The following is a 1,167-nucleotide window of genomic DNA, read 5'->3' as shown; positions in this document are numbered from 1 at the left end:
TGTGATTAATACAAGTAAAATCATGGCATCAATTAAGCTTGTATTTGAGCTAAAGTTAACAAAAATTCAAACAGAAAAACTACTTAGTGTCCTGTAGTGTGCGTTAATAGGCCTTTATTTGTTGAGATATATAGCACGCCGTTGGCTTCAGTAACATTATGGACTGTATAATTTTCTAAATAGGTTGTCCAGTTATTTCCATGATCTAAAGAAACAGACAGCCCGTTAAACGTGGCGGCATAAATAGTGTCACCTGATGCAAAAACGCCATTGACAAAATTGCTGCCCATGCCATTGAAGGTAGTTTTATTTGTCCAGTTCTCACCGCCATCTACTGAAATAGATAGACCACCATAGGTTGCCGCATAAACGTTACTCCCTGAGGCAAAAACACCGTACACGTTATCACTACCGCTAAAGCCATTTATTAATGATCTTTGCGCATACCAGCTTTCACCACCATCTTTTGATATTAATAATCCTCCCCCGTTTGTTGCAGTATAAATGATACTATCTAAGATATAAACATCCTCAACAGGCGCATTTGTAAAGTCATTTGCTGATGTTTTTGTTTGCCAGCTTAATCCATTATCTTTTGAAATAGACAAACCATGATCTGTACCAACATAAATGATATTATCAGCGACAAATACAGCCTTTGTGGCATTATTGCCTAAATTATTGACGGTTGTTTTATAAATCCAGCTCTCACCACCGTCTGTTGAAATAGATAAGCCTCCGCTTGTTGCCGCATATATCGTATTATCAGCAACAAAAACTTCACGGACAAAGTTATTGGCTACGCCTGCATGTGTTTTTTTAAGGTTTTGTGGTATTGTGTAAAAACTGGGATAAAAGCTTACATTAAGCATTTTTAGCACCGTTTTTGTACGATCGGCCATAATCCACATAGAAGCTTCTATTTCTGTTGAGCTGATTATTTCTTCAGGCGTTAGATCAAGTATATATTGACAGGATTTCCCTGCTCTTAAAAGGCCATCAATTAAATTTTTGCAGCTGCTTAAAAAAGGTATGACTTTAAGGTGATTATCACTGGTTACTAACACACATTGATCACGCCTAATAAAGCATTTTAAAGTTTTTTCGTGTAGGATATTTCACAAAGTTATATGCAAGCTGTATTCAAAATGGAAATTTTACAAACCA

The 1,167-nt window shown here is 36.2% G+C and carries 1 protein-coding gene; it reads right to left on the bottom strand.

All coding sequences use genetic code 11. The features are described from left to right. Positions 1-83 precede the first annotated feature (83 nt). Positions 84-1,067 carry a WD40/YVTN/BNR-like repeat-containing protein gene (locus DNK84_RS13795; RefSeq protein WP_119345023.1) on the bottom strand — a complete coding sequence of 328 codons (984 nt, stop codon included), beginning with the start codon at positions 1,065-1,067 and terminating at the stop codon, positions 84-86. Between the last annotated feature and the right edge of the window lie 100 nt (positions 1,068-1,167).

It is taken from the genome of Facilibium subflavum (assembly GCF_003574485.1).
Taxonomy (GTDB): domain Bacteria; phylum Pseudomonadota; class Gammaproteobacteria; order Francisellales; family Francisellaceae; genus Facilibium; species Facilibium subflavum.
This window is presented reverse-complemented; position numbering and strand designations above follow the sequence as displayed.